Genomic DNA, 24,871 nt, shown 5'->3' with positions numbered 1-24,871 from the left:
TCAGATCCAGGAATGGCGAGCCGGCAGAGTGCCGTTGAGGTGGTAAGCGCCGACGGCGTGATACTTCCAGCGCACCGGGTCGTGCAGCGTGTGCACCCGGGCGTTGCGCCAGTGGCGATCAAGATTGAATTCGGCGAGGGTCGCGCGGCTGCCGGCCAGTTCGAAGAGTTTTTCGCTGGCCAGCAGCGAGATTTCGGTGGTCAGCACTTTGGCTTCCGCCACGGCAATCGAGGCGCGTGCCGCGGACTCGGCGGTGAGCGGCGCGGCGTTGACCTGATCCAGCACTTGCCCGGCCTTGCGCAGCAGCGCTTCGGCGGCGTGCAGTTCAATTTTCAACTTGCCGATGTCGGCGATTACATAAAGGTCGTCGCTGGCCCGTTCGACCTTGGCGTCGATCCATGGCCGGGCGCGTTTTTGCACGAACTCGATAGCGTCATCGATGGCGCCCCGGGCGATGCCAGCGTCGATGGCCGCTTGAATCAGTTGCGACACGGCGCCCTGGATATTCGGGCTGTCGTTGATCTTCCAGTTGTCCACCACCAGCTCGGCGTCGACCCGCACGTTATTGAGCAAAAGGGTGCCGCTGGCGGTGGTGCGCTGGCCGAAACCCGACCAGTCATCAACGATGCGCAGGCCTGGGGTGCCACGGCGGACAAAGGCCAATACTTGCTTACCGTCGTCGTTCAGCGCCTTGACGGCCACCCAGTGGGCGAACAGGGCGCCGGTGGAATAGAACTTCTGCCCGTTGATGACGAAGCCATCGCCGTCGGCGGTGATCCGCGCCTTGAGCTCCAGGGTGTTTTTGGTCCCGCGTTCTGGTCCCGCGTTACCAATTCGCCAGCCTTCGAGCACACTTTTGAACAGCTGTTTTTTCTGCGACTCGGTGGCGCTGCCGAGTATCAGGTTGAGAATCCCGAACTGGTTCTGCGGGATCTGCCCCAAGGCCGGGTCGGCCGCGGAAATGATCGCGAAGACTGAGGCTAAGGTGATGAATGAAACCTGCGGGCCACCGTACTCACGCGGAATGGCAATGCTGCCCAGGCCGCTGCGGGTGAACTGTTCGATTTCCGACCAGGGCAACTTGCGCTGCTGGTCACGTTTGGCGGCTTGCAGGCGGGCGATGTGCGCCAGCTCATGGGCAGCCTTGATGGCTTGTGCGTCGTTGCGCAAGACCTGCGCGGGCAACAACAAGGGGGCGATGTCCAGGTCACTCTGGACGATTGCATCTGCCAGACTGGACATCAGTGCCGCTCCTTGGCTGCACGCAATGCCCTGGCGATTTGCACTGGGGTGATTGTGTTCCGGACCATACCTACCTCACATCTCATGGAAGCGCCGCAAACGTTGCGGCGAACGAAAAACACGAATGTCCGGTGGTCCGGTGTATATACCCTAAACACTAGTAAATAATTAATAAACTAACTTTTAGGAATATGTATAGAAGGTCTGCTCTGAACCCTGTGGCGACGGGGGTAAGCCCCCTCACCACAAAAGCCCTTTCCCACAGAGGTCGGTGTCTACAGCAAACTCTTTCACTTCTTGCGGGGCTCAGCGGCTCTGAGCGCTTCTTTCGGCGGCACTTTCAGGTAGGGATTGGCACAGCCGATCTTCAGTGTGCGTGCCGGTGCCCAGCGCGAGTTGTTACCTACCCGGTCGAGGATGCAGTAGGTCACTTCCAGTCGAAGGTCCTCGCCGGCTTCGAGAATGATCGCCGGCGGCACCCAGACCTGAATCGGCTGACCCACATCGCACGCCTTGAGTTTGGGCAGGTCCATGCGTACATCGCCCCAGCGCAGGGTGATTTCGTCGTCGGTGGCCATGTTCAGGTACGGTTCGATGGTCAACGGCACGCCACGCTTGACCTGGTTTGGATTGACCCCCTGACGGCGAATGGTTTCGGGGATGAACACGGGCGCCAGGCTCTGGTTTTCCTCTTCGCAACGGGGCGAGGGCAGGCCGCCCGGGCAATCCAGTTTGATCTGGACGCGCGCCGCCGGCGATACCGCAGGCCCTTGCCCGACCTGCATGACCTTGTAATGGATGCGCGCAGAACCATTGGCAATGAAGCTCTCCGGCACTCGCAGGCTCACCGCTTTGCCGTCATGGTTGGCACCCAGCACGCTGGAGGCCACGTAGCAGTCGTTCCAGAACAGCTCGATCAGGTCGCCTTCGTCCATGCCGGGGTAGGGCGGCACGTCGATCATAAGATGAGCGGCCGAGGTGATGTTGATGCCGGCCTTGTGGCTTTGCGCCAGGGTCGGGGTCGCAAGTTCGGGTTTGTTCGAAGTACTTGTCATGGGGTTTCTCTCCTTGAAGCCTTGCCGTGAAGTCCGTTTCTGAAAGTTCGAAAGGCGTGAATTACCAGGCAACAAAACAATGCACTATTTGTGCGTTTTAATAATGATCGGGCGATAGCTGACGCCTGTTGGAGACTAGATAAGAGTGCGTTCGAATGGGTGTCAAGAGAGTTGATTGGTTAAAGGTTGGTTCTTGAGTTATTCAGAAATCTCCTACGCAGTGTAGTTAATAAACCACATTGCTCCGTCGAATTTAGTATGGTTTTTGATGGGTTTTACGCCTGAGAGGCAGCAAACCGTTGACGATGGATAGCGAGGGGGTTTATGAATTTTAGGCGATGTGAATCTGTTGCAGGACATATATATGTACCGCATGGGATGGCGGGAAGTTATCTATGATTGGGGCGAATCAAGTAATCGTTGGCGGCTGCTCTCAGAGTGGAGTCAATGTCACTTCCGTCCATGGAAGTTGACAACTCTAGAGTGGGACAGCACTAAGCGTTATTAAGAAACTTGCTGAGAAACTGCTGGGTCCGTTCTTCTTTCGGATGGGCAAACAGCGCCTTGGCTTCGCCCTGTTCGACAATCACACCCTTGTCGAAAAACACCACCCGGTTGGCCACGTCCCGGGCAAAGCCCATTTCGTGAGTAACGATCACCATGGTGCGTTTCTCCTCGGCCAGGCCGCGGATGGTCGCCAGCACTTCACCCACCAGTTCCGGGTCCAGGGCCGAGGTCGGTTCATCGAACAGGATCACTTCCGGTTCCATCGCCAGCGCCCGGGCAATCGCCACACGCTGTTGCTGACCGCCGGAGAGGCGTCGCGGGTAAGCGTCTTCCTTGCCGGCCAGGCCGACCTTGGCCAACAGCTTTTTACCCAGGGCAACGGCTTCGGCGCGCGGGATTTTTTTCACCACCAACGGACCTTCAATGACGTTTTCCAGGGCGGTGCGATGGGGGAACAGGTTGAAGTTCTGGAACACGAAACCCACGTGCTGGCGCAAGCGCCGTACCAGGCTCTGCTGCTGGTTCAGGGGGCGGCTGCCATCGATCTCGATGTCGCCGACCTTGATCCGGCCGCTGGTGGGTTCTTCCAGAAAATTCAGGCACCGCAGGAAGGTGGTCTTGCCCGAGCCGCTGGGGCCGATGATCGCCACCACCTCGCCTTCCTTCACCTGCAGATCAATGCCGTTGAGCACCACTTGACCCTTGAACTGCTTTGTCAGTTTTTCCACGACAATCATTGGGTCAGGACTCCTGGTCGTGCCGATTGACCCGCGCTTCCAACTGGTTCTGGAAGTGCGACAGCACCGTTGCCAGAATCCAGTAGATCACCGCGGCGGCAAGATACATGGTGAAAATTTCGAAGGTACGGGCGGTGATCAGCTGCGCCTGGCGGAACAGCTCCGGCACCTGAATGGTGGCCGCCAGCGCAGTGTCCTTGACCAGCGAGATGAAGCTGTTGCCCAACGGTGGCAGGGCCGTGCGCATCGCTTGCGGCAGAATGGCCCGGCGCAAGGTTTGCGCGCGGGTCATGCCGATACTGGCAGCGGCTTCCCACTGGCCGCGTTCAATCGAACTGATCGCGGAACGGAGGGTTTCACAGGCATAAGCGGCCATGTTCAGCGAGAGGCCGATCAGGGCTGCCGGTATCGGATCCAGTTCGAGACCTAATTGCGGCAAGCCGAAATAGATCATGAACAGCTGCACCAGCAACGGCGTGCCGCGAAAGAACGACACGTAGATGCGGGCCAGCCAGCTCACCAGTTTGAGGCGCGACAGGCGCATCAACGCCAGGCCGAAGCCCAGCAGCAAGCCGAAGAACATGCCGCCCAGGCTGAGGATGACCGTAAAGTACACGCCCTTCAGCAGGAAGGGCACGGACTCCAGTACGAGTTGGAAAGCTGCTTCCATTATTTAGTGACGTCAGCGTTGAAGTATTTCTGCGAGATCTTGGCCAGGGTGCCGTCGGCGCGCAGTTTCTCGAGCGCTTTGTTCACCGCTGCCAGCAGTTCAGGCTCGCCTTTGCGCAAGGCAATACCGGATTCCTGACGGGAGAACGGTTCGCCGGCAACGGCGGTGTCCTTGGCTTTGGCGGTCAGTTCCAGGGCCGCCAGACGATCCACCAGAATCGCGTCGATGCGGCCTACGCGCAGGTCCTGATACTTGGTCGGATCATCGTCGTAGGTCTTGATGATGGCTTTCGGGACGTTGTCCTTGAGCCATTGTTCGTAGTTGGTGCCCAGGCCCACACCGACTTTTTTGCCAGCCAGATCGGCGACGGTCTTGATGGTGCCTTCGTTCTTTTTCAGCGTCAGGGCCTGAATGCCGGAGATGGTGTAGGGCTCGGAGAAGTCATACTTCTTCTTGCGCTCTTCGGAGATGGTGACCTGGTTGACCACCGCGTCCAGACGCTTGGATTCCAGGGCCGCGAGGAGGCCGTCCCATTTGGTCGGCTGCAGCTTGACCTTCACGCCCAGCTCTTTGGCCAGCGCCTCGGACAGCTCCACTTCGAAACCGGTCAGTTTGCCGTCGGCATCGACGAAACTGAACGGTGGATAAGTGCCTTCCAGACCGACGTTGATCACGCCCGCGTCCTTGATTTTTTGCAGTTGCTCACCGGCAACCGCTTGCCCCAACAGGCCGGCGCCGAGTGCCAGGCCCAGCGAACCTACCAGCAGATTTCGACGTAGTGCGGAAAAATTCATGACAAGCCCCTGTGTTTTCTTATGAAAGACGCTTAAGGAAAGTTGGCAAATTCGGGATTTGAACGACTGCATTATCCTGCCCTAAAGCAGCCTATGCGTCTCGCTGCAAATTCGCCTGCGGCGTGACTATATGATGTGACCTTTAGATTTGAAAATACTGAATATTATGTTTGTTATTCTTTTTTGAAATATGTGGCGCCTTCGAAAAGATCGCAGCCTGCGGCAGCTCCAAGGATCATGCACGCCGCGAATTTCGGGTTAACGCCGATCCCTGTAGGAGCTGCCGCAGGCTGCGATCTTTTGATCTTTGATGCTTACAAAAAGCTTGTGTAGGCAAACAACGTCGGTGCCCCGCCGGTGTGCAGGAAGATGATCGGGCCGTCATCGAAGCGCTGGCGACCGATACCGTCGAGCAAACCGGCCATGGCCTTGCCGGTATACACCGGATCCAGCAACAACCCTTCCTGACTCGCCAACAGCTTCACCGCCGCCAGTGTCCCGGCATTCGGCTCGCCGTAACTCGGGCCGAAATACTCGTCCCACAGTTCAATTTTGAAACTCGCCGGCAGGCTCACGCCCAACAGCTCTGCGGTGTGCTCGGCGAGGCCCTGGACATTCGGTCGTTGAGCTTCATCGCTTCGGGAAACGGTCACCCCGATGACTGGCAAATCCGGCAGTACTTCGCTCAATGCCAGCGCCAGGCCGCTGTGGGTACCGGCACTGCCGGACGCCAGGACCACCGCGGCGAATTGCAGCCCGGTGTCCTTGATCTGTTCGGCCAGTTCCAGGCCTGCACGGACATAACCCAAAGCGCCCACTGCATTGGAGCCACCAATCGGCACCAGATACGGCTTTTTACCGTTGCTGCGCAGACGTGCGGCCAATGCTTGCAATTGCTCGTCAGCATTGTCGAGGTTTTCCACCAACTCGACCTTGGCATCGAACAGGTCCAGCAACAGCCGATTGCCGTTGCCGACATAGTTGCTGTCGTCGGTGCCGAGAGGGTTTTCCAGCAGCGCCACGCAGCCCAGGCCAAGCTTGGCTGCAATGGCGGCGGTCTGGCGCACGTGGTTGGACTGGATCGCGCCAGCAGTGATCAATGTATCGGCACCCTGGGCCAGGGCATCGGCGGCCAGGTATTCGAGTTTGCGCAGCTTGTTGCCACCCAGTGCCAATGGCGTCAGGTCATCGCGTTTGACATACACATCGCGGCCCAACCAGGTCGACAGGCGCTCGAGTTTTTCCAGGGGGGTAGGGCGGCCGAGCAGATCGAGGCGGTTAAAACGGGCAAGCTGATGTTTGATCATGGGTCCGTACTGGCGGAGGAAGATGTCCGGACTATAGGCGCGGGTATTTTAGCGGGGCAACTGCCAATCGCTTATAGCCAAAAGTGTTGACCACAGCACTATTGGTTCTTAATTCGCTTGCAAGCCGTTGCCGTAAAGTAATCGCCGTTGACGCGGCCAGACAGTCCGGCCGCCCATGAGGAGTTTTTACCGTGAGTGAGCGTTCCAGCCATTGGCAATTGCAGACCATCGTTAGCCAACTGCGTACGGCGCGCGACCAGTGGCGTGCACAAAACGGCCGCGCCAGCGGCGAGCAGGGCGGTCGCGAGCTGCCGTCCCGAGCGGCCATGGCGGACATTCTCGAAGCCTTGTGCGGTGCGCTGTTCCCGATGCGATTGGGCCCGGTGGATTTGCGTGAGGAGAGTGAAGACTTCTACGTTGGCCACACGCTCGACGTGGCACTGAACGCGTTGCTCGCTCAGGCGCGGCTCGAACTGCGTTATGCCGCGCGCCACAGTGCCCAGGCCGACACTGAAGTCGAGGCCAAGACCATTCAGATCATTCAGGATTTCGCCCTCGCTTTGCCGGGGCTGCGCACTCTGCTGGACACCGATGTGCTGGCGGCCTATCACGGCGATCCGGCGGCCCGCAGTGTCGATGAAGTGTTGCTCTGCTACCCGGGGATTCTGGCGGTGATTCACCATCGCCTGGCCCATCACTTGTATCGCGCCGGGCTGCCGCTGCTGGCGCGGATCAGCGCGGAAATCGCCCACTCGGCCACCGGCATCGACATCCATCCGGGGGCGCAGATCGGTCGCAGTTTCTTCATCGATCACGGGACCGGCGTGGTGATCGGCGAGACCGCGATCATTGGCGAGCGCGTGCGGATTTATCAGGCAGTGACCCTGGGTGCCAAGCGCTTCCCGTCGGACGAAGATGGCCAGCTGCAGAAGGGCCATCCGCGGCATCCGATCGTCGAGGACGACGTGGTGATCTATGCCGGCGCGACGATTCTGGGGCGCATCACCATCGGCAAGGGTTCGACGATTGGTGGCAACGTCTGGCTGACCCGTAGCGTGCCGGCCGGGTGCAACCTGACCCAGGCGAATCTGCAGCATGATGATGGGACGCAGAAGTAGGGTCAAAAATTTCCAGTGGTCTTTCTGACGCCATCGCGGGCAAGCCACGCTCCCACAGGTTTTGTGTCGAACGGTAATTCCGTGAACAACCCAAAACCTGTGGGAGCGGGCTTGCCCGCGATGATTTCAGATCAGGCCGAAATAATGGCATTTAGCAAATTTCCCGCCGAACGAATCCCGCAAACCCCGCGTCATACCCTCCCTTGAGCTAGCGTACAAAACGCACCGCCGAACCCTGCGATTAGTCCTTAGCCCCCTATCCATGTTTAACTTGAACGCTCATTCAAGTTAAACCACCGGTTTGCTGCCCGCTCACAACAGGAGGCTTGCCTTTGCCGAGTCCGATTTTTACAGCCACGTTTTCCCCCCTCGAGATGCATCGTTCATGAGTGCATCGTCCACCCCCGCAAGCGGCCAGGTCCGCATGAATCCGCCGGTTTTTTATTTCGCGGCGACTTTCATTCTGTTGTTCGCCGTTGTCGTCATGGCGATGCCCGAGCAGGCCGGTGCCTGGCTGTTGCAAGCGCAAAACTGGGCGGCCAACACGGTCGGCTGGTACTACATGCTCGCGATGACGCTGTATCTGGTCTTCGTGGTGGTCACCGCCTTGTCTGGCTACGGCAAGATCAAGCTCGGTGCCGACCACGACGAGCCCGAATTCAGCTACCTGTCCTGGGCCGGCATGCTGTTCGCCGCCGGGATCAGCATCACGCTGTTTTTCTTTTGCGTGTCCGAACCGCTGACGCACCTGGCGCAACCGCCGCAAGGCGAGGCCGGCACGGCGGATGCGGCGCGTCAGGCGATGCAGATTCTGTTTTTGCACTGGGGCCTGCACGGCTGGGGCGTGTTCGCGTTCGTCGGCATGGCGCTGGCCTATTTCGCCTATCGGCATAACCTGCCGCTGGCCCTGCGTTCGGCGCTGTACCCGCTGATCGGCAAGCGCATCAACGGCCCCATCGGTTACGCCGTGGATGGTTTCGGCATCATCGCCACGGTATTCGGCCTCGGCGCCGATATGGGTTTTGGCGTATTGCACCTCAACTCCGGCCTGGACTACCTGTTCGGCATCGCCCATACCCAGTGGATTCAGGTCGGCCTGATCACGCTGATGATGGGCGCGGCGATCATTGTGGCGGTGTCCGGGGTCGATAAAGGCGTGCGAGTGATGTCCGACATCAACATGCTGCTGGCCTGTGCGCTGCTGCTGTTCGTGTTGTTCGCCGGCCCCACCCAGCACTTGCTCAATACGCTGATCCAGAACCTTGGCGACTACCTCGGCGCCTTGCCGATGAAGAGTTTCGATCTCTACGCCTACGATAAACCCAGCGACTGGCTGGGCGGCTGGACGGTGTTCTATTGGGCCTGGTGGATTGCATGGTCGCCGTTCGTGGGCCTGTTCATCGCGCGGATTTCCCGTGGCCGGACCATTCGCGAATTCGTCTTCGGCGTGCTGCTGATCCCGCTCGGTTTCACCCTGGCGTGGATGTCGATCTTTGGCAACAGCGCCATCGACCAAGTCCTCAACCACGGCATGAGCGCGCTCGGCATGTCGGCCATCGACAACCCATCGATGACCCTGTACCTGCTACTGGAAACCTACCCATGGAGCAAAACCGTGATCGCGGTCACGGTGTTCATCAGCTTCGTATTCTTCGTGACCTCCGCCGACTCCGGCACCGTGGTGCTGTCGACCTTGTCTGCCAAGGGTGGCAACCCGGATGAAGACGGACCGAAATGGCTGCGGGTGTTCTGGGGCGCGATGACGGCACTGGTGACCAGCGCGCTGTTGTTCTCCGGCAGCATCGATGCCTTGAAGTCAGCGGTGGTACTGACGTCGTTGCCGTTTTCGATGATTTTGCTGCTGATGATGTGGGGGCTGCACAAGGCGTTTTATCTGGAGTCGCAGAAGCAGATCGCGCAACTGCATTCCCTTGCGCCGGTGTCCGGATCACGGCGCGGCGGTTGGCGGCAACGTTTGAGTCAGGCGGTGCATTTCCCGTCTCGTGATGAGGTCTATCGCTTCCTCGATAGCACGGTGCGCCCGGCCATTGAGGACGTGACCGCAGTATTCGTCGAGAAGGGTCTGCACGTGGTCGCCAAGCCTGATCCGGCCAATGACAACGTCAGCCTGGAGATCGGTCACGGCGAACTGCATCCGTTCATCTATCAAGTGCAGATGCGCGGTTACTTCACGCCGTCCTTCGCCCGTGGCGGCATGGGTTCCAAGCAACTCAACAATCGCCGTTACCACCGCGCCGAAGTGCATTTGAGAGAGGGCAGTCAGGATTACGATCTGGTGGGCTACACCAAGGAGCAGGTCATCAACGACATCCTCGACCAGTACGAACGGCACATGCAGTTTTTGCATCTGGTGCGTTGATGGAGGAGGGTTGGCGCTGACGTCTTGTCAGGCGTCAGGGCTCAACACCATGAACAACACCAGCGCCGCCACCGGCACGCCGAACACCGCGCTACCCACCACCAGTTCCGTGCTCAACGGCTGGCCGGCGTTGACCATGCCGACCGCGCCGTTGATCAAGGTCAACGCCAGCCATAGCACGACAAAGCTGTAGGCCAGTGTGTGGGGGGGGCGACTTCGATATCACGCCGTACTTCGGCAAGTCGGTGCGCTTCAATGCCACGCTCCCTGAGCAATTGCTTGAGCGTATCGACCAGACGGTCAGACGAGATCAGCGATACAGCTCAAGATCTGGTTTTTTGGCGGCTGCCGCGTTGCGTGAGTTGTCGGCGTAAACGTTGGGAGTAGGTATCGGTTCTATGCGGTGGGTCAGATTTAATAATCTGTTAAACGTTTCAGCATTTTCTCGAGTCCGAGGTTTATCGGCGTTTGTCCGGGCGTATGCTGGGCAACTTGCAAGGCAGTCGATACCACATTCAAGACAGACAAGAGAGGATTCGATGACCTACACCGCAGCCGAAAACCGCTACGATTCCATCCCTTACCGCCGTGTAGGCCGCAGCGGGTTGGTGCTGCCGGCGCTGTCCCTGGGCTTGTGGCACAACTTCGGCGACAGCACGCCGATCGATACCCAGCGCTCGTTGCTGCGCACGGCATTCGATCTGGGCATCAACCATTTCGACCTGGCCAACAACTACGGCCCGCCGTATGGCAGCGCCGAGATCAACTTCGGTCGTTTGTTGCGTGAAGACTTCAAGCAGTACCGCGATGAGTTGATCATCTCCAGCAAGGCCGGTTGGGATATGTGGGCCGGTCCTTACGGTCAGGGCGGTGGTTCGCGCAAATACGTGCTGGCCAGCCTCGATCAGAGCCTGCAACGCCTGGGCCTCGACTACGTAGACATCTTCTATTCCCACCGCTTCGACCCGGACACGCCGCTGGAAGAAACCGCCAGCGCACTGGCCACTGCCGTGCAGCAGGGTAAGGCGCTGTATATCGGTATCTCGTCCTATTCCGGGGTGAAAACCCGTGAAATCGCCGGGTTGCTGAAAGAGTGGAAAGTCCCGCTGTTGATCCACCAACCGGCCTACAACCTGCTCAATCGCTGGGTGGAAAAAGACCTGCTGGACACCACCGATGAACTCGGCACCGGCGTGATCGCCTTCACGCCCTTGGCTCAGGGGCTGTTGACCGACAAGTACCTCAATGGCGTGCCAGCGGACGCGCGGGTCAATCGTCCGGGCGGTGGTTCGTTGCAGGCGTCGCACCTGTCCGAAGCCAACATCGCCCATGTGCGCGCGCTTAATGAAATCGCCAAACGCCGCGGTCAGAGCCTGGCGCAACTGGCGCTGGCCTGGACCCTGCGCGATCCGCGAGTGACCTCGGCGCTGATCGGCGCGAGCCGGCCGGAGCAGATTATCGAAAACGTCGGGGCGTTGAAGAACCTGAGTTTTAGCGTGGAAGAGTTGGCGGAGATTGATCGGTTTGCCCAAGAGGGTGGGATCAATCTTTGGGAGAAGCCTTCGACGGCTGAGTAACTCCGTACTGATCGTTCCCACGCTCCGCGTGGGAATGCAGCCCGGGACGCTCCGCGTCCCATCCAGAGCCGAACGCAGAGCGTCCGTTGAGGCATTCCCACGCGGAGCGTGGGAACGATCGGATCAGCGAAAAAACGGCACATCCCCCAACACCGTCGCCCGCTGCATCACCCGCCGAGCCGGGCGGTAATCATCCACCGCGTAATGCTGGGTCACGCGGTTGTCCCAAAACGCGATGTCGTCTTTCTGCCAGCGCCAGCGAATAGTGAATTCAGGCCGAGTGGTGTGGGCGAACAAAAACCTCAGAACCGCCTCGCTTTCCGTCTCCGACAGCTCATTGATCTTCGACGTGAACCCTTCATTGACGAACAGCGACCGGCGCCCGCTTACCGGGTGCGTGCGAATCACCGGGTGCGATAACGGCGGGTTCTTGCGCCGGGCTTCCTCCCACTGGGCCAACGCCTCCGGCGTGTTGCCATAGCGCTCCAGCGGAAACGAACGGGTGAAGTCGTGAGTGGCGGTCAGCCCTTCGAGCAAGGTTTTCATGGGTGCCGATAGCGCGTCATACGCCGCCATACCGCTGGCCCACAGCGTGTCGCCGCCAAATGCCGGCAGCAACTTGGCACTGAGCACTGCGCCCATCGCCGGGGTCGGCAGGAAGGTCACGTCGGTGTGCCAGATCGCATTGTCCCGCACGTCGGTGACGGCGGTGTCGAGGATCAGCACTTCCGGTTGTTCCGGCACGTTCGGGTAGATCGGATGAATATGCAGGTCGCCGAAATAGGCGGCGAAGCGCGCCTGCTGTTGCGGCTCGATCAGTTGGTTACGAAAGAACAGCACCTGGTACTGGAGCAGTGCCTGCTCGATGGCGTCGCGTTGTTCCAGGTTCAGCGGCTGGCTGATATCGACGCCGCTGATGTGCGCGCCGAGGGCGCAGCTTAAAGGGACGATCGTCAGGTTACTCATGGTGGTTCTCTTCAATCCTGGGTGTTGAGCTTTTGTGGGAGCGAGCCTGCTCGCGATAGCGGAGTGTCAGGCGACATGGCTATGGCGGATACACCGCCATCGCGAGCAGGCTCGCTCCCACAGGGCTTTTCACATGATGAGTATTCAGTGAGCCTGGCCGTGCCATGGCACCAGTTTGCGTTGCAGCGCGCGCAGGCCCATTTCCATGGCGAAGGCGATCAGCGCGATCACCAGAATCCCCAGCACCACCACATCGGTGACCAGGAACTGCGCGGCCGACTGCACCATGAACCCCAAACCGCTGGTGGCGGCGATCAACTCGGCAGCCACCAGCGTCGACCAACCCACACCCAGACCAATGCGCACGCCGGTCAAAATGTCCGGCAGGGCACTGGGCAGAATCACATGGCGAATCAACTGTGCCCGAGTCGCGCCCAGCGACTGCGCGGCGCGCAATTTGGCCGGGTCGACGGTGCGCACGCCAGTGGCGGTGGCAATCGCGATCGGCGCGAATATCGCCAGGTAGATCAACAAGACTTTCGACAGCTCACCGATGCCGCACCAGATCACGATCAGCGGCAGATAAGCCAAGGGCGGAATCGGGCGATAGAACTCGATCAGCGGATCGAGAATGCCGCGAGCGATGCGGTTGTGGCCGATGGCAATGCCGACCGGCACGGCGGTCAGCACCGCAAAGCCCAGGCCCAGGCCGATACGGCTGAGGCTCGCGCCCAAGTGCTGCCACAAGGTCGAATCCATGTAGCCGGTGGTTATCAGTAGCCAGCCTTTTTGCAGCACGGCGGACGGCGGCGGCAGGAACAGCGGTTCGATCAAACCTGTGGCCGTGACTGCCCACCAAATGGTAACGAGGGCGACCAACGTCAGTACGCTGATCCAGCGCGTGTTCAAACTGCGACGCAGCGCAATTACCGCCGAGCTCTTCACCTTTGAGCCTGGTTTCACCGTGGCGGCGGGAACTTCATAAGTGCTCATGCGCGCTCCTGCCGCTGGACGGCACTGCGTTGGGAGAACACTTTGGCGAGCACGTGTTCGCGGGTTTCGATAAAGCGCGGGTCGGATTTGATCGCCCGCGCCGATTCGCCGGTAGCGTAACGCTGACCGAAATCCAGGCTCAGACGCTCGACGATTTGCCCGGGGTTGGGCGCCAACAGAATCAGGTCGGTGGCGAGGAACACCGCTTCTTCAATATCGTGGGTAATCAGGAACACCGGTTTGGCGGTGCGCTGCCAGACTTGCAGCAACAGCTCCTGCATCTGTTCACGGGTGAAGGCGTCGAGGGCACCGAAGGGTTCGTCCATCAGCAGCACGCGCGGGTTGGCGGCGAGGGCGCGAGCAAGGCCGACGCGTTGCTTCTGCCCGCCCGAGAGCTGCCAGATTCGGCGATTCTCGAAACCGGAGAGGTCCACCAGCGCGAGCATTTCCCGGGCGCGCTGTTCACGTTTTTCCCGCGGAGTGCCGGCCAGTTCCAGACCGAAACCGACGTTGGCCAGCACGTCCTGCCAGGGCAGCAGAGCGTCGTCCTGGAACACCACGCCGCGCTCGGCGCTCGGGCCTTTGACCGGCACGCCGTCAAGGGTGATGCGCCCGGCGCTGGGCTCGACGAAACCGGCAATCAGGTTCAACAGCGAGGTCTTGCCACTGCCGGACGGGCCGAGGGCGACCAGCAACTGCTGGGGCCCAAGGCTCAGGGAAATATCCGCCAGCACCGGTTCCGCTGCGCCTGGGTACTGTGCGCTGATGCGCTCCAGCTGTAGCAAAGCCATCGCGGTTAACTCCCGATCAGTTGGTGATGTACTTGGCGCTGACGTACGGCGCGTAGTCCGGCAGCACGGCCTCGACCTTGCCCTGTTCCTTGAGGAACACAGCGGTGTCGGTGATGGCCTTGGTGGTCGGCGCGCCAAGGGTGATCACCTGATCAGCCGCCAGCGGGAAAACGTTGCCTTGCAGCAGCAACGGAATGTCGCTGGCCTTGGCGCCGGAGAGTTTCACCAGTTTGTCGACATTGCTTTGATTGGCCAGCCAGGCTTGCGGGTCCTTGCGGTAGTCGGCGTAGGCATCGAGGGTCACTTTGGCGAACGCGGTGACGATTTCCGGGTGCTTCTCGGCGAAATCCTTACGCACGATCCAGGCATCGAAAGTCGGTGCGCCGAACTTGGCCAACTCGCCCGAGGTGATCAGCACTTTGCCGTTTTCCTTGGCCACGCCGAGGGCCGGGTCCCACACGTAGGTGGCGTCGATATCACCGCGTTTCCATGCAGCAATGATCGCGGGTGGCGCGAGGTTGAGGACGGTGACTTTCGAGGGATCAATGTTCCAGTGTTTCAGCGCGGCCAGCAGGCTGTAGTGGCCGGTGGATACAAACGGTACGGCGACTTTTTTGCCGATCAGGTCTTGCGGGGTCTTGATCCCGGAACCGTCGCGGGCGACCAGTGCTTCAGCGGCGCCGATCTGGGTGGCGATGAGGAAGGTTTCCACCGGGACTTTGCGGGTGATTGCAGCCGTCAGGGGGCTGGAACCGAGGTAGCCGATCTGCACGTCGCCGGAAGCGATGGCGGCGATGATGTCGGCACCGTTGTCGAATTTGCGCCAGTCGATGTTGGCTTTGGTGGCTTTTTCGTAGGCGCCGTCGGCCTGGGCGACTTTCGCCGGGTCGACGGTGGTCTGGTAGGCGACGGTCACGTCTGCCGCCTGAGCCAGGAGACTCGCTGAAGCCAGAAACGCGGCGGCCAGAAGGCGAAGAGGGGAAGTCAGTTTCATCGGAAAGCTCCTTGTCAGGCGACCGAGAGTCGGCGTGAAAAGGAGACTAAATGATATAAGAATCCGAAAATAAATAACTTTTTCGAATTACCTTATGAGCGGAAAATTCTAAGAGAGAATAGTTGTATATCGTTTTTGTGGCGAGGGAGCTTGCTCCCGCTGGAGGCCGAAGGACTCCCAAAAACAGCGAAGATGTGTCTGATCGAACACGGTCGCAGATTTTACGGCTGCTGCGCAGCCGAACGGGAGCAAGCTCCCTCGCCACAGAGGTTTGCGTCTAATTACTGATCGCCAGAATGCTCGCCTGATACGACCCGACAAACACATCGAAATCGCCGACTTCGTTCTGTTCAAGCGTCACTTGTTGAGCCAGCGACGAGCGCGCCAGTTCTTCAAATTTAGCCTGGTCTTCGCTTGAAAGCGGTTCGCTGCGGAAAAACTCTGCATGCACCCGGCTCTGGCGCAAAGAGAACTGGGCGAAGCTTTCCTTGTGCTCGGCCATCGCTGCCAGCACCTGAGCCGAAGGCGTCAGGGACGAGTCCTTGACCTTGGCCTGTTGTGCGTCCAGCGCCTTGCTGTGGGCATCGCCGCCATGGCTCTGATCCAGCAACGCCGCCAATGGCGCAATCTTTTCCAGCAATTCGCCGGCCCATTCCTTCAGGTCTACCGGGTGCCCGTCGCGTTGCAATTGCAGGCCCGGACGACGACCTTCCTTGACCACGCTGAGGAAGTTCGAGGTCGCGTTGCCGCAACTGGTACTGGTCAACAGCGGGCTGTCGTTCAGCGCGCAGTACAGCAGGAACGCGTCGAGGAACCGCGATTCGGTGAGGTCGATGCCCATCGGCAGGAACGGGTTGATGTCCAGGCAACGTACTTCGACGTACTGGATGCCACGGGCCACCAGCGCCTGAATCGGCCGTTCGCCGGTGTAGGTCACGCGTTTCGGGCGGATGTTGGAGTAGTACTCGTTTTCGATCTGCAGGATGTTGGTGTTGAGCTGAACCCACTCGCCGTCCTGGTGTGTACCGACCTCGACGTACGGCGGGTAAGGCGTGGCCACCGCTTTGCGCAGGCTGTCGGTGTAGCTTGACAGGTCGTTGTAGCACGGCGTCAAACCGGCCTGGGCGTTGCTCTGGTAACCCAGATCGCTCATGCGCAGGCTGGTGGCGTACGGCAGGTACAAGGTGTCCGGGTCCAGTTGTTCCAACTGGTGCGAACGACCGCGCAGGAAACCGGCGTCCAGCGCAGGCGAGGCGCCGAACAGGTACATCAGCAGCCAGCTGTAGCGGCGGAAGTTGCGGATCAGCGCGATGTAGGCCGACGATTGGTAATCGCGATCGGTGCCGTCAAAGCCTTCAGCCTCTTTGAGCAGTGGCCAGAGCTTTTCCGGCAGGGAAAAGTTGTAGTGAATCCCGGCGATGCACTGCATGGTCTTGCCGTAACGCAGGGCCAGGCCCTTGCGATAGACGTACTTGAGCTGACCGATGTTGGAGGTGCCGTAATAGGCGATCGGGATGTCTTCCTCGGCCGGCAACGGGCACGGCATCGATGGACTCCACAGGTACTCGTTGCCAAGCTTGCTGTAGGCAAAACGGTGAATGCTGTCGAGGCTCGCCAGGGTGTCCGCCGGGTCGGGCAGGGCGGGCGTGATGAACTCCAGCAGCGACTCGGAATAGTCGGTGGTGATTTTTTCGTTGGTCAGCGCGGAACCCAGTTCTTCAGGGTGCGGCGTTTGTGCCAGGCGACCATCGCCGGTCACGCGCAGGCATTCACGTTCGATGCCGTGAAGGCACTGTTCGAGCAGAGAGAGGTTAGCGCGCTCGCCGAGCAGAGCCAGGCGGCGGTTGAGAAGTTCGCTCAAGTTGGATTCCTTCACGCGTCGTTCGCCCCAATATGGGGGTGGGCAAGACGGTCTACAAGGGTGAAGTTGAAACTGGCGTTTTCGCCTGGTTTTGGAACGCCACAATCCCTGTGGGAGCGAGCCTGCTCGCGAAGAGGGAGTGTCGGTCAACATTAAAGTCGCCTGGCACACCGCCTTCGCGAGCAGGCTCGCTCCCACAGAAAACTCCAGCGCTGCAGTCACAGCGCCGAAATTAACCTAAATCGATGGCAGGGAGCTACAGGACTGCGAACGTGCCTTGTGCTTTTGCGACCAGTTTGTCGCCTTGCATCACATCGGCTTCGACCACCAGCGTGCGGCGGCCCGGGTGGATTACCCGTGCCGTGCACATCACTTCACCGTCAGCGACGGCGCGGATGTAGTTGATCTTGCACTCGATGGTCGCGCTCTGCTGGTCAAAGCCATGGGTGCTGGAACAGGCCAGCCCCATGGCAATGTCCACCAGACTGAACAAGGCCCCGCCGTGCAGCTTGCCGCCGCGATTGCGCAGCTCCGGTGCCAGCGCCAGGGCGACTTGCGCCACCCCGGTTTCCAGGCTGTGCAAGCGACAGCCCAGCAGCTTGAAAAACGCGCTTTCGGTCAAGCCGGCCGGGATGTCCATCAGCGTTTCTTCAACTGCTTGGCGTTGGCGAACAGCGACGCCATGGCGTTGTTGGACGGGGCCGCTGCGGTGGTTTCCTTGCGCGGTGCGCTGTTCTGGGATTGGCGCGGTGCCGAACCCGGACGTGCACCGCGAGCGCCATCGATCTTCTCGCCCGGGGTATCGCTCATGCGCATCGACAAGCCAACGCGTTTGCGCGGGATGTCGACTTCCATGACCTTCACCTTGACCACGTCACCGGCCTTCACCGCTTCGCGCGGATCCTTGATGAACTTCTCCGAAAGCGCGGAGATATGCACCAAACCGTCCTGATGCACGCCGATGTCGACGAACGCGCCGAAGTTGGTCACGTTGGTGACGACGCCTTCGAGGATCATGCCCGGTTGCAAGTCCTTGAGGTCTTCGACGCCCTCCTGGAACTCGGCGGTCTTGAACTCGGGACGCGGGTCGCGGCCGGGTTTTTCCAGCTCTTGCAGAATGTCGGTGACCGTCGGCAGACCGAAGGTTTCGTCGGTGTACTTCTTCGGGTCCAGACGCTTGAGGAACGTGGCGTCGCCGATCAGCGAGCGAATGTCGCGGTCGGTTTCGGCGGCGATGCGTTGCACCAGCGGATAGGCTTCCGGGTGAACCGCGGATGAATCCAGCGGGTTGTCGCCGTTCATCACGCGCAGGAAACCGGCGGCCTGTTCGAAGGTTTTTTCACCCAGACGGGCGACTTTCTTCAACGCCGCACGGGTTTTGAACGCACCGTGCTCGTCGCGGTGGCTGACAATGTTCTGCGCCAGGGTCGCGTTGAGGCCGGAGATACGTGCCAGCAACGCCACGGAGGCGGTGTTGACGTCCACACCCACGGCGTTCACGCAGTCTTCGACTACTGCGTCCAGGCCGCGCGCCAGTTTCAGCTGCGACACGTCGTGCTGGTATTGGCCGACGCCGATGGATTTCGGGTCGATCTTCACCAGCTCGGCCAGAGGGTCTTGCAAGCGACGGGCAATCGACACCGCGCCACGGATCGACACGTCCAGGTCCGGGAATTCCTTGGAGGCCAGTTCCGACGCCGAGTACACCGATGCACCGGCCTCGGAGACCATGACTTTGGTCATCTTCATGGCTGGGTATTTTTTGATCAGCTCAGCGGCGAGCTTGTCGGTTTCGCGGCTGGCGGTGCCGTTGCCGATGGCGATCAGGTCTACCGAATGCTTGGCGCACAGGGCGGCGAGCACGGCGAGGGTCTGGTCCCACTTGTTGTGCGGCACGTGGGGGTAAACCGTGGCGTGGTCCAGCAGCTTGCCGGTGGAGTCGACCACGGCGACCTTGCAACCGGTGCGCAGGCCCGGGTCGAGGCCCAGCGTTGCGCGGGGGCCGGCCGGCGCGGCCAGCAGCAAGTCGTGCAGGTTGTGGGCGAACACGTTGATCGCTTCGGTTTCCGCGCCATCGCGCAACTCACCCAGCAGGTCGGTTTCCAGGTGCGTGTAGAGCTTGACCTTCCAGGTCCAGCGCACCACTTCGCCCAGCCATTTGTCGGCGGCGCGGTTCTGGTTCTGGATGCCGAATTGCTGACCGATCATGCCTTCGCACGGGTGCATGGTGCCCGGCAGCTCGTCGCCGACTTTCAGCGCGGAGCTCAAAATGCCTTCGTTGCGGCCACGGAAAATCGCCAGCGCGCGGTGCGATGGCATGCTTTTCAGCGGTTCGTCGTGCTCGAAGTAGTCGCGGAATTTGGCGCCTTCCTCTTCCTTGCCGGCGATCACGCGGGCACTGAGGGTGGCTTCCTGCTTGAGGTAGTTGCGCAACTTGTCCAGCAGGCCAGCGTCTTCGGCGAAGCGCTCCATGAGGATGTACTTGGCGCCTTCCAGGGCGGCTTTCACATCGGCCACGCCCTTTTCGGCGTCGATGAAGCGCGCGGCTTCGGTTTCCGGGCTCAGGGTCGGATCGTTGAACAAACCGTCGGCCAGCTCGCCGAGGCCGGCTTCCAGGGCGATCTGGCCCTTGGTGCGGCGCTTCTGCTTGTACGGCAGGTACAAGTCTTCGAGGCGGGTCTTGGTGTCGGCGAGTTTGATGTCGCGCTCAAGTTGCGGGGTCAGCTTGCCTTGCTCTTCGATGCTGGCAAGGATGCTGATACGCCGTTCATCGAGTTCTCGCAGGTAGCGCAGACGCTCTTCCAGATGACGCAATTGCGTGTCATCGAGGCTGCCGGTCACTTCTTTCCGGTAGCGGGCGATGAAGGGCACCGTGGAGCCTTCATCGAGTAGCGCGACGGCCGCTTCGACCTGTTGTGGGCGTACGCCGAGTTCCTCGGCGATGCGGCTGTTGATGCTGTCCATAAAACCACCTGACAAATTGTGAAAGCAGGCTCGCAGGCGCAGAAATAAAGGCTCGGCGAGTCTGGTTGAGCGGCCTGGCGTGCGCCGCTACCTGGATCAACAGGCTTCCCGTTGACCCGTGAAATCGAACAATTACTGCCAGCGCCATGAAAAAAGAGCGGCTACCAGCAGTAACGATCAGACGTTGCCTGACACAAAAGGCCGCGCATTATAACCAGCGTTCTGACATTCGGGGGCATCACTGGCTGTAGGCACAATGCCCGGCTTTCTGGCGGTGAAGGAAAAATCTGCTAACAATGCACACGGTGCGTATAACGGCAGCTAGGCCATAATGCGCGCCGAGATCAAAGGAGCATCCAATGAGCAGCACTGCACAAACTGCTGAAGGCGAAAAAATTCTTATCGTTGACGACGATCCGGGGCTGAGCAGCCTGCTGGAACGTTTTTTCGTCAGCAAGGGCTACCGTGCCCGCGCCGTACCGAACACCGAACAGATGGACCGCCTGCTGGCGCGTGAAGTGTTCAACCTGGTCGTCCTCGACCTGATGCTGCCCGGCGAAGACGGCCTGACCGCCTGCCGCCGCCTGCGCACGGCGAACAATCAGATTCCGATCATCATGCTCACCGCCAAGGGCGACGAGCTGAGCCGCATCAAGGGCCTGGAACTGGGCGCCGACGATTACCTGGCCAAGCCGTTCAACCCGGACGAGCTGATGGCCCGGGTCAAAGCGGTGCTGCGGCGCCAGGCGGCACCGGTGCCGGGCGCGCCGGGCAGCGAAGACGAAAACGTGACCTTTGGTGATTACGTGCTGTCCCTGGCCACCCGCGAACTCAAGCGCGGTGACGAAGTGCACATGCTCACCACCGGTGAGTTCGCGGTGCTCAAGGCCCTGGTCATGAATGCCCGTCAGCCGCTGACCCGCGACAAACTGATGAACCTGGCCCGTGGCCGCGAGTGGGATGCCCTGGAGCGTTCCATCGACGTGCAGATCTCCCGTCTGCGCCGGATGATCGAGCCCGATCCGTCCAAACCGCGCTACATCCAGACTGTCTGGGGCGTGGGCTACGTGTTCGTTCCGGATGGCGCCGCCACCAAGTGATCGGCGATTTGTAGGAGCGGGTCTTGTGGGCAGCGGGTCAGAGGACCTTGCCCGCAGACTCGCGATCCGCAATATGCGAGCATCGCTCGCTCCTGCAAGTGTGTAGCGGTTATCCATGAAAACCCCTGTTTGGTTCCCCCAGAGCTTCTTCTCCCGCACCCTGTGGCTGGTGCTGATCGTCGTCCTGTTCTCCAAGGCGCTGACCCTGGTTTATCTGTTGATGAACGAAGACGTGCTGGTGGACCGCCAATACAGCCACGGCGTCGCCCTGACGCTGCGTGCCTATTGGGCTGCCGATGAAGAAAACCGCGCCAGGATTGCCGATGCTGCGACCCTGATTCGGGTCGTCGGCGCCGGTGTGCCGGAAGGCGAACAACACTGGCCGTACAGCGAGATCTATCAGCGGCAGATGCAGGCGGAGCTGGGTGCCGACACCGAAGTCCGATTACGCATGCATTCCCCGCCGGCGCTGTGGGTCCGGGCGCCCAGCCTGGGCGATGGCTGGCTGAAAGTGCCGCTGTACCCGCATCCGTTGCGTGGCCAGAAAATCTGGAACGTGCTGGGCTGGTTCCTCGCCATTGGTCTGCTGTCCACCGCCTCGGCGTGGATTTTCGTCAGCCAGCTCAATCAACCGCTGAAACGTCTGGTCTATGCCGCGAGGCAACTCGGTCAGGGCCGCAGCGTGCGCCTGCCGATCAGTGATACACCGAGCGAGATGACCGAGGTCTATCGCGCCTTCAACCAGATGGCCGAAGACGTCGAACAGGCTGGTCGCGAGCGCGAGCTGATGCTGGCCGGGGTGTCCCACGACCTGCGCACGCCTCTGACCCGTTTGCGGCTGTCCCTGGAGCTGATGGGCGACCACAGCGACCTGACGGATGACATGATCCGCGACATCGAGGACATGGACGCGATTCTCGACCAGTTCCTGGCGTTCATTCGTGATGGACGTGACGAGTCGGTGGAAGAAGTGGACCTGAGCGATCTGGTTCGCGAAGTCGCCGCGCCGTACAACCAGAACGAAGAGAAAGTGCATTTGCGCCTGGAGCCGATCCAGCCGTTCCCGCTGCGTCGGGTGTCGATGAAGCGGCTGCTGAACAACCTGATCGGGAATGCCTTGCATCACGCCGGCAGTGGAGTGGAAGTGGCGGCTTATGTGTCCGGGGATACCAGCGCACCGTATGTGGTGCTGAGTGTCATGGACCGTGGGGCGGGGATCGATCCGTCGGAACTGGAGGCGATCTTCAACCCGTTCACCCGTGGTGATCGTGCCCGGGGTGGGAAGGGGACCGGGTTGGGGTTGGCGATCGTGAAGCGGATCGCTTCGATGCATGGCGGCAATGTCGAGTTGCGCAACCGGTCCGGTGGTGGGCTGGAAGCGCGGGTGCGGTTGCCGCTTGGGTTGATGTTGCCGCGGGATGCTGTCTGAGCGCCGTACACAACCTCTGTGGCGAGGGAGCTTGCTCCCGCTCGGTTGCGCAGCAGCCGCAAAACCCGGCAACCGTATTTCAATAAAAGAATACGGTTGCCGGAATCGGGAGTCCTTCGGCCTCCCGCGGGAGCAAGCTCCCTCGCCACAGGGACCGAGTAAGCTTCAACCTTTCCCTTTGGTCCGCGTCATATTCGGCCCGCCATTCTTCTCCAGATGCTCAATGATGATCCCCGCCACGTTCTTCCCGGTGGTGGTTTCAATCCCTTCCAGCCCCGGCGACGAGTTCACTTCCATCACCAGCGGCCCGTGATTGGAGCGCAGGATATCCACCCCCGCCACAGCTAAACCCATGACCTTCGCCGCGCGCAATGCGGTCATGCGTTCCTCCGGGGTGATCTTGATCAGGCTCGCACTGCCACCGCGATGCAGGTTGGAGCGAAACTCCCCCGGCTTGGCCTGGCGCTTCATCGCCGCAATCACCTTGTCGCCAACCACGAAACAACGAATGTCCGCGCCGCCGGCTTCCTTGATGTATTCCTGAACCATGATGTTCTGCTTCAGGCCCATGAACGCCTCGATCACTGACTCTGCCGCCGTCGCCGTTTCACACAGCACCACGCCGATGCCCTGGGTGCCTTCCAGCACCTTGATCACCAGCGGCGCGCCGTTGACCATCTCGATCAAGTCGGGAATGTCGTCCGGGGAGTGGGCAAAACCGGTGACCGGTAAACCGATCCCTCGGCGCGACAGCAATTGCAGCGAACGCAGTTTGTCTCGCGAACGGGCGATGGCCACCGATTCGTTGAGCGGAAACACCCCCATCATTTCGAACTGGCGCAGCACCGCGCAGCCATAAAACGTTACCGATGCACCGATCCGCGGGATCACCGCATCGAAACCTTCCAGCGGTTTGCCGCGGTAGTGGATTTGCGGCTTGTGACTGGCAATGTTCATGTAGGCGCGCAGGGTATCGATCACCACCATTTCATGGCCACGCTCCATACCGGCTTCGACCAGACGACGGGTGGAATACAGACGCGGGTTCCGCGACAGCACAGCGATCTTCATGCAACACCTGTGGAGAGGGTAGATACCGGGAACACCGGCTTGTCTTGTACATATTTGATGCCCGGATTGACCACTAACTGGCCGTCGATCAGGGCTTTGGAGCCGAGTAACAGGCGATAACGCATGGACTTGCGGCAGGCGAGGGTGAACTCGACCCGCCAGACCCGATCACCGAGGGCCAGGGTGGTGCTGACCACGTAGCGCATCTGCGCGTGGCCGTTGGAGCTTTTAATGGTTTTCATCGTCACCAGCGGTGCTTCGCAGCGCCGGTGCCGCAATTGCACCACCGTGCCCAGGTGCGCGGTGAAGCGCACCCACTGTTCGCCGTCGCGCTCGAACGGCTCGATGTCGGTGGCATGCAGGCTGGAGGTGCTGGCGCCGGTGTCGATTTTTGCCCGAAGGCCCGCGACTCCCAAATCCGGGAGCGCCACCCACTCGCGCAGACCGACAACGGTCAAATGGTCAAATGTCTTCAAAAGTGCTCAACCGGCAAAAACCGCTCAGGCCGCGTGCGGCCGAATTCGCGGTATTCACGCAGAATAATGGGTAAAAGGCGACAGATATCTACTGCCCGGATTTTCATCCCTCAAACGGGGGGGAATGCCTGCATTCTAATCCACAGCGTGGTGATTCATGGCACGACAGAAACGGTAGTACAGTTCATCGATATTTCAGAATGAGGTCATTCCATGGCACAAAAAAGCGAAGAGGACGACAAGGTCCGTCTCGATAAATGGTTGTGGGCCGCGCGTTTTTATAAAACACGTGCCTTGGCCAAGGCCGCGATTGAAAGTGGCAAGGTGCATTGCCGGGGCGAGCGCTGCAAGCCGGGCAAGGAGCCGAGGGTCGGCGACGAGTTTCAGATCCGCACGGGCTTCGAAGAGCGCACGGTGGTGGTCCAGGCGCTGTCGATCGTGCGCCGTGGCGCGCCGCAGGCTCAGGCCCTGTATGCCGAAACCGAAGCCAGCGTTGCCAAGCGCGAAGCGGCTGCGGCCATGCGCAAGGCCGGGGCGTTGGGCGTGAGCACCGACGGCAAGCCGAGCAAGAAGCAGCGCCGGGATCTGTTCAAGTTTCGTGGCAGCAGCAACGACGAGTAGTGACGGCCGTCGGGTGCAGACTTGCAATCGCCCACCTGTGCAGCCATATGGGGGTATTCGCCAGCGACGCATTGAGCAGTTGAAAATACCGCTCGTCGAAAACCGAGGTTTGGCCTTGCTTGGAACAACCCCGGATTGTCCATAAAATGCCTCCATGGCTGAACTTGGCGCACTCAAAAGCGCTGCCATTGCGCGACTTCCATTTTTGTAACCTTTTT

At 60.3% G+C, this 24,871-nt stretch carries 22 protein-coding genes and 2 pseudogenes; 7 read left to right on the top strand and 17 right to left on the bottom strand.

Annotated elements, in window-relative coordinates; translation table 11 throughout:
* From QMK51_RS27175 to QMK51_RS27150, 6 genes are all read right to left on the bottom strand, one after another.
* The gene (locus QMK51_RS27175) at window positions 1-1,242 is read right to left on the bottom strand and encodes an SfnB family sulfur acquisition oxidoreductase (RefSeq protein WP_320392583.1); all 1,242 of its coding nucleotides are present in this window, start codon (window positions 1,240-1,242) and stop codon (window positions 1-3) included.
* Window positions 1,243-1,532: 290 nt separating this feature from the next.
* Entirely contained in the window at window positions 1,533-2,297 is a 765-nt protein-coding gene (locus QMK51_RS27170) for a hypothetical protein (RefSeq protein ID WP_320392582.1), read from the bottom strand.
* Between the two features lie 494 nt (window positions 2,298-2,791).
* A complete protein-coding gene (tcyN, locus tag QMK51_RS27165) occupies window positions 2,792-3,541 on the bottom strand; it encodes an L-cystine ABC transporter ATP-binding protein TcyN (RefSeq protein WP_258698066.1) in 750 nt (249 codons plus the stop codon).
* Window positions 3,542-3,545: 4 nt separating this feature from the next.
* Complete coding sequence (tcyL, locus tag QMK51_RS27160; RefSeq protein WP_258698065.1) at window positions 3,546-4,211, bottom strand: cystine ABC transporter permease; 666 nt, start codon at window positions 4,209-4,211, stop codon at window positions 3,546-3,548.
* Window positions 4,211-5,005, bottom strand: coding sequence for a cystine ABC transporter substrate-binding protein (gene tcyJ / locus QMK51_RS27155; RefSeq protein ID WP_258698064.1), 795 nt, complete (start codon window positions 5,003-5,005; stop codon window positions 4,211-4,213). Before tcyJ ends, tcyL begins: the two co-directional genes overlap by 1 nt.
* A gap of 314 nt (window positions 5,006-5,319) precedes the next feature.
* Window positions 5,320-6,312 carry a D-cysteine desulfhydrase gene (locus QMK51_RS27150; RefSeq protein ID WP_320392581.1) on the bottom strand — a complete coding sequence of 331 codons (993 nt, stop codon included), beginning with the start codon at window positions 6,310-6,312 and terminating at the stop codon, window positions 5,320-5,322.
* 191 nt (window positions 6,313-6,503) lie between these two features.
* Here QMK51_RS27150 and epsC point away from each other — a divergent pair, with 191 nt between their 5' ends.
* Together epsC and betT are read left to right on the top strand one after the other, a co-directional pair.
* Window positions 6,504-7,430, top strand: coding sequence for a serine O-acetyltransferase EpsC (epsC, locus tag QMK51_RS27145; protein ID WP_320392580.1), 927 nt, complete (start codon window positions 6,504-6,506; stop codon window positions 7,428-7,430).
* 424 nt (window positions 7,431-7,854) lie between these two features.
* Window positions 7,855-9,810 carry a choline transporter BetT gene (gene betT / locus QMK51_RS27140; protein WP_320394570.1) on the top strand — a complete coding sequence of 652 codons (1,956 nt, stop codon included), beginning with the start codon at window positions 7,855-7,857 and terminating at the stop codon, window positions 9,808-9,810.
* Window positions 9,811-9,837: 27 nt separating this feature from the next.
* Here betT and QMK51_RS27135 read toward each other — a convergent pair whose 3' ends face one another.
* On the bottom strand, window positions 9,838-9,990 hold the full coding sequence (locus QMK51_RS27135) for a hypothetical protein (protein WP_320392579.1): 153 nt from the start codon (window positions 9,988-9,990) through the stop codon (window positions 9,838-9,840).
* 17 nt (window positions 9,991-10,007) lie between these two features.
* Between QMK51_RS27135 and QMK51_RS27130 the strand changes: the two are divergent.
* Window positions 10,008-10,184, top strand: a pseudogene (locus QMK51_RS27130) (type II toxin-antitoxin system HicB family antitoxin); the annotation flags it as partial.
* Window positions 10,185-10,349: 165 nt separating this feature from the next.
* The gene (mgrA, locus tag QMK51_RS27125) at window positions 10,350-11,387 is read left to right on the top strand and encodes an L-glyceraldehyde 3-phosphate reductase (protein WP_320392578.1); all 1,038 of its coding nucleotides are present in this window, start codon (window positions 10,350-10,352) and stop codon (window positions 11,385-11,387) included.
* A gap of 123 nt (window positions 11,388-11,510) precedes the next feature.
* Here mgrA and tauD read toward each other — a convergent pair whose 3' ends face one another.
* The 7 genes from tauD to QMK51_RS27090 all read right to left on the bottom strand — a co-directional run bounded on the left by tauD (window position 11,511) and on the right by QMK51_RS27090 (window position 19,956).
* Window positions 11,511-12,353, bottom strand: a complete 843-nt coding sequence (gene tauD, locus QMK51_RS27120; protein ID WP_320392577.1) for a taurine dioxygenase — start codon at window positions 12,351-12,353, stop codon at window positions 11,511-11,513.
* Between the two features lie 144 nt (window positions 12,354-12,497).
* Window positions 12,498-13,346 carry a taurine ABC transporter permease TauC gene (gene tauC / locus QMK51_RS27115; protein ID WP_258698058.1) on the bottom strand — a complete coding sequence of 283 codons (849 nt, stop codon included), beginning with the start codon at window positions 13,344-13,346 and terminating at the stop codon, window positions 12,498-12,500.
* Window positions 13,343-14,137 (bottom strand): taurine ABC transporter ATP-binding subunit, encoded by a 795-nt coding sequence (gene tauB / locus QMK51_RS27110; RefSeq protein WP_320392576.1) that lies wholly within the window; start codon window positions 14,135-14,137, stop codon window positions 13,343-13,345. The genes tauC and tauB overlap by 4 nt, the downstream gene beginning before the upstream one ends.
* Before the next feature lie 16 nt (window positions 14,138-14,153).
* Complete coding sequence (gene tauA, locus QMK51_RS27105; protein ID WP_320392575.1) at window positions 14,154-15,131, bottom strand: taurine ABC transporter substrate-binding protein; 978 nt, start codon at window positions 15,129-15,131, stop codon at window positions 14,154-14,156.
* 277 nt (window positions 15,132-15,408) lie between these two features.
* Window positions 15,409-16,992 (bottom strand): glutamate--cysteine ligase, encoded by a 1,584-nt coding sequence (gene gshA, locus QMK51_RS27100; RefSeq protein WP_320392574.1) that lies wholly within the window; start codon window positions 16,990-16,992, stop codon window positions 15,409-15,411.
* 256 nt (window positions 16,993-17,248) lie between these two features.
* Window positions 17,249-17,632, bottom strand: coding sequence for a PaaI family thioesterase (locus QMK51_RS27095; protein ID WP_258698054.1), 384 nt, complete (start codon window positions 17,630-17,632; stop codon window positions 17,249-17,251).
* The gene (locus tag QMK51_RS27090) at window positions 17,632-19,956 is read right to left on the bottom strand and encodes a Tex family protein (RefSeq protein ID WP_258698053.1); all 2,325 of its coding nucleotides are present in this window, start codon (window positions 19,954-19,956) and stop codon (window positions 17,632-17,634) included. The genes QMK51_RS27095 and QMK51_RS27090 overlap by 1 nt, the downstream gene beginning before the upstream one ends.
* A gap of 359 nt (window positions 19,957-20,315) precedes the next feature.
* Between QMK51_RS27090 and ompR the strand changes: the two genes are divergently transcribed.
* Window positions 20,316-21,056, top strand: coding sequence for a two-component system response regulator OmpR (gene ompR, locus QMK51_RS27085; protein WP_258698052.1), 741 nt, complete (start codon window positions 20,316-20,318; stop codon window positions 21,054-21,056).
* Window positions 21,057-21,171: 115 nt separating this feature from the next.
* On the top strand, window positions 21,172-22,485 hold the full coding sequence (locus tag QMK51_RS27080; protein WP_258698051.1) for an ATP-binding protein: 1,314 nt from the start codon (window positions 21,172-21,174) through the stop codon (window positions 22,483-22,485).
* Between the two features lie 165 nt (window positions 22,486-22,650).
* Here the strand turns inward: QMK51_RS27080 and rimK are convergent, their stop codons facing one another.
* Both rimK and QMK51_RS27070 read right to left on the bottom strand, forming a co-directional pair.
* Entirely contained in the window at window positions 22,651-23,556 is a 906-nt protein-coding gene (rimK, locus tag QMK51_RS27075) for a 30S ribosomal protein S6--L-glutamate ligase (protein ID WP_008005189.1), read from the bottom strand.
* Window positions 23,553-24,014 carry an ATP-dependent zinc protease gene (locus QMK51_RS27070; RefSeq protein WP_172901254.1) on the bottom strand — a complete coding sequence of 154 codons (462 nt, stop codon included), beginning with the start codon at window positions 24,012-24,014 and terminating at the stop codon, window positions 23,553-23,555. Before QMK51_RS27070 ends, rimK begins: the two co-directional genes overlap by 4 nt.
* Window positions 24,015-24,245: 231 nt before the next feature.
* Between QMK51_RS27070 and QMK51_RS27065 the strand changes: the two genes are divergently transcribed.
* Window positions 24,246-24,653 (top strand): RNA-binding S4 domain-containing protein, encoded by a 408-nt coding sequence (locus tag QMK51_RS27065; protein WP_258698050.1) that lies wholly within the window; start codon window positions 24,246-24,248, stop codon window positions 24,651-24,653.
* Window positions 24,654-24,663: 10 nt separating this feature from the next.
* On the opposite strand, the pseudogene QMK51_RS27060 reads toward QMK51_RS27065, so the two are convergent.
* Window positions 24,664-24,796: pseudogene (locus QMK51_RS27060) on the bottom strand (phosphoesterase); the annotation flags it as partial.
* Between the last annotated feature and the right edge of the window lie 75 nt (window positions 24,797-24,871).

This window comes from Pseudomonas sp. P9_31 (assembly GCF_034008235.1).
Taxonomy (GTDB): domain Bacteria; phylum Pseudomonadota; class Gammaproteobacteria; order Pseudomonadales; family Pseudomonadaceae; genus Aquipseudomonas.
This window is presented reverse-complemented; position numbering and strand designations above follow the sequence as displayed.